Raw genomic sequence first — 4,039 nt, 5'->3', positions numbered from 1 at the left:
AAGGCATGGCCGAACTCAACCAACCCATGATCGAGGAGGAAAATCAGCCCCTACACATCACCGCCAAAGCCGCCTGACGATGGCCCACGGCCACAGCCGAAATTACACCACCTTGACGGACGCGACCATGGCGGACTACACAGGAGCGACCCAGCCTCCAAGATGCTTCAGTACTGGAGTCTCTTGAAGGTAACTTCGGCGGTGTGACTCTGTCACACCGCCAATTTTTCGATCTTGGCTGATGCGCAAATCGGGGGCAGCGGGACTTCCTTTTCTAAACTCGTCGCTCGAACCGCCGTTGAGTCCAGCAAGGATCATGACGTGATGGCGTGGACGGCATGCCCGACGCGATCGACTGTTACCGGTCAAGCATAAGGTCCGGCGCGCTGCCAATAGGTCATGACCACCTTTTCGCCATGAACAACGGGCAGTCCGGCATGAAGGCTGGCCGGATCTCGTCGGCCCGTACCATCGACGTTGCGAAAAATCACGGCGGATCCCGGCTGTGGGCACACGGTAAGCCCGCAAGCGGGAAAAGCGGTGCCTCCGCCCGCTTCGGGACTTTGCAGATAGACGAGAACCGTATTCACTCGCTGCCCGCCACGCGCCGTATGAACTGCACCTCCTGCGCCATCAGGAAAGGAATCGAAATGCGGCCGGTATTCCTGTCCCTTGCGATAACGCAGGATCTGCAGGCCCTCTCCATTGGCGATCGGCCAGTCGGTAAGCGCGGCCAGGCGGCGCTCCAGCCGGTCGATTAGCCCGGTTTCGGCGCGGGCCAACATCACACCGGCACTCGACCTCTCGGGATGCGGCACATTCTGCCCGCTCAGTTCGTCCACCACGGTGGAGGGGTGCAAACCCCGATCGTGGGCATAAGCGAGCAATTCGGCGCACTCGGCAGGTGACAGGACGCTTTCGCACATGGCCACGGCAGGGCTGGCCAAGCGCATGATCACCTTGATGTCTCGTCCGTCACACGTCGCCATTCCCATGTCAGGAACAACCGGAAGGGCGATGGCCTGCGCGGTCAGGCCCGGAAACACCTGCCCGATTCCCGATGCAAGGGCCGCCCGTGCATCCGCCTCGTTCCACCCGGCGGCGATCATGCGGCCTTGCATGTCCGCCGGGTCACAGCCTGCGGAAAGATTGCTGGCGATCCATTCCTGCCAGCTCGGCTCTGCTCCTTGCATCCCGTCCCTTTCGACCCAACTGGTTCCTGCGCACCGAGCCTTGGGCTCCCGCGCAGGAACCCCTGGTTCAGAACCCGAAATGGAGCGAGGCGCTAACCGAGAACGGGTTACCTCCCGCGTTGCCCACGGCCTTGTGCGCCGAGAGGGAGAGCACGCCGTTGCGCCCTATCCGCTGATCGATGTCCGCCCCCAGGCGGGCATGGTCGCGGTCTACCGCATAGAGACCGCCCGCACCGCCCATGCCGGTGCCGATGATCTGGAACGAGGGACCAGCATCGAACCGGTCGAAGCGGTGGATGTACTCCCCGCGCAAGCGCAGCGTGGTCGGCTCGGCCAGGGCGAAGCGACCGGTCAGGCCCAGGCGCCCTTCCGAAGCCTCGTCAACCGAGCGGCTGACAGTGACCGGGAAGCCCCCGCCAGTCTCGGTATAGCCATCGACCGTTACCCGGCTCCAGGTATAGCTGATGGTTGGGGTCAGCCCGAAGCGCTCGCTTCCGATCGCGTCAAACCAGTCCAGCCGGGCGCGCAGCGCGACCCCCTGGGCATCGGTCGAACCGGTGCTGGTGTCGGTGCTGGCACCATTGAGGTAGTTGCGGCGCAGCTTGACGTTCCAGTCACCATAGATCGCCGTTGCGCTCAGCACCGCCCCGCTCTGGCCCAGGCGCAGGTCAGCCTCGGCCACGCCGTGCCAGCCTTCCAGCTTCTGCTTGCCGCCAAGGGTGAGGTCAGCATCCGAGCGATCATAGCCGATGCCTGCCCCCAGCCGCAGCGGGCCCGCATCGACGCAGGCACCGGCTTCGGCCAGCACGGAATCCCCGTCGCTGCGGCCATCGCGGCGATAGTCCAGCACGGTCCACGCACAGCCGCGGCCCGGCTGCACATAGTCGGTGAGGACGCGGTGATGTGCACCCCACATCATCAGCCCCAGGCCGCCTTGCAAGGTCCGGCCTGGTGCGGCCTGCAGAACCGTGGGGCTGAAGTCGTCGAGGCCGATAATGCCGGTACCGGGTGTGGGAGTAGGGGCAGGTGCTGGCGCCGGAGTGGGTGTCGGCGTCGGAGTAGGTGTCGGCGCCGGAGTGGGTGTCGGCGTCGGCGTCGGCGTCGGCGTCGGAGTAGGTGCGGCCCCAGCTACACGGGCAATATAACCCTGCTTGTGGCCGTTAATGATGCCATAGCCTACGACGACATTGCCATCGTCGCTAACGCCCAGGGCGTTCTGGTACTGGTTCGTGCCGTTGGTCACGCCGTTGGCGGCCAGCCATGCCGCAACCGTTTGCACGTTGGCGCCAGTCCAGCGCACGGCGTGGGATTCGTTGATCACCATCGTGCCGATAGGCTGTCCGGGAACAAGGGCTTCACCGACGATGACGCTGCCGTCGGCATTCACTGCGGAGGCAACGGATGCGACCTGATTGGTTAGCTTTGGCAAGGCGACCATGCCGCCCGCCTGGGTCCACTTGATGGCGATCTGGTTGTCGTTCTTGAACAGGTCGTTGCCCATGACGCCGCCCTGCTGCGAATAGCCGACGATTGTTCCGCCATCGGCCGAAATGTCGTTCGCCCAACTGCTCGCGCCGGCGGCGGAATGGCTGGCAAGAACGCCCAGTTCGACAAAGCCGGTGGCGCGGGTCCACCGCAGCGCCTGGACGTTTGGCCCGACGATGGTTCCATTTGCGCCCCACTGCTGGCCGCGCCCGCCGATAGCGGCGATGACCGAGCCATCCCGTGAGATGCCGGTAATTTCGGCGTTGAAGGTCACGCCATTCTGCACTGGACTGGTCGTGCCGACCTGAAGCAGCTGCTCTGGAGCGGCGGTGCCCGTCCACAGGATCGGGATGTTGAAGCCCGATATACTGGCCAGACCGCCGATCATATTGCCGTCACCGCTGACGGCGACTGCCTTGTAATTTCCAGCGCCGGTAGGTTGTGCCAGGATCGTGGGCGTGCCGTTCAGCCATTTTACGCCCACCATGCCGGTGAAATCCGTGCGTGCGGTCGGCTTGGCCTCGCCGACGATCACTGAGGCATCATCGGATATGCCATAGCCAACGTAGTGAAGGTAGCCGGTCGGCGCTGCGAGTTTCGTCGCGCCGGTCGGGGTGAATACCCAGGCTTCGAGAACAGACTTGTTGCCGACCACCTTGTTGTGAAAGCCGATGACCGACGTACCGTCGCCGGAGATGTCCACGAAATCGACGGAATTGCCGTCGGAGTTCGACCCGTTCTCGGCTCCGTCTGGGCTTCCGGGGATCTGCTCCGAGCCGGTGACTTGTCCGAACGCAGGTGCAGGCAATCCCGCCAGCAGGGCAACAGAACCTAGCGCGCCCACAATGGCGGTCGTGGTCTTCAATACAGCGTTGGTCGCAAACGTGCCGGTCATCTCTGAAACTGTCCCCGTTAAACGCCCGCGCGCGCAGTACCGCGAGCCGATCCCCGCCTAACTGGTCTTCGGGACATCATGCACCCCCTGTTCAGGGGGCTAACGCGGCGGAGACAATTCCTTGAAAATACATGACGCCTGCGATCTTCGAGGCAGTCACTTCCCTTCTTTTCCGCCATAGGACAAACCAAGCTGCGCGGCATGCCACGACGCTTCGGCCCGGCTGGAAATCCCCAGTTTGCGGTAGATCGCCTTGATATAGCCCGAGACCGTATTCTCACTGAGCATGAGCTGCGCGGCGACTTCGGCATTGCGCATGCCGCGTCCGATCAGGGTGAGTGATCGGCCCCCACGGACGGGTCCAATTTGATTGTTAGTGCAATGATGGTCGTGGCGCCAGCGCGGGCGGCATCGCTGGTTGGGGTTGCAGGGCCGCCCGCGCGAATGCCGGGATGAAGACCTCCGG

3 protein-coding genes are annotated in these 4,039 nt (G+C 63.7%); all 3 read right to left on the bottom strand.

From position 1 onward, the window contains the following. Positions 1-365: 365 nt before the first annotated feature. Positions 366-1,193, bottom strand: coding sequence for a 2OG-Fe(II) oxygenase (locus ABU113_RS17000; RefSeq protein WP_183613253.1), 828 nt, complete (start codon positions 1,191-1,193; stop codon positions 366-368). Positions 1,194-1,260: 67 nt separating this feature from the next. Beyond that, positions 1,261-3,573, bottom strand: coding sequence for an autotransporter domain-containing protein (locus tag ABU113_RS16995; RefSeq protein ID WP_454560638.1), 2,313 nt, complete (start codon positions 3,571-3,573; stop codon positions 1,261-1,263). Between the two features lie 156 nt (positions 3,574-3,729). Then, the gene (locus tag ABU113_RS16990; protein WP_454560639.1) at positions 3,730-3,903 is read right to left on the bottom strand and encodes a response regulator transcription factor; all 174 of its coding nucleotides are present in this window, start codon (positions 3,901-3,903) and stop codon (positions 3,730-3,732) included. Positions 3,904-4,039 lie beyond the last annotated feature (136 nt).

The organism is Parapedomonas caeni (genome assembly GCF_041060555.1).
Lineage (GTDB): Bacteria > Pseudomonadota > Alphaproteobacteria > Sphingomonadales > Sphingomonadaceae > CAUJIW01.
Note: the sequence above shows the minus strand (reverse complement) of the source record. Positions and strands in the feature narration are given on the sequence as shown.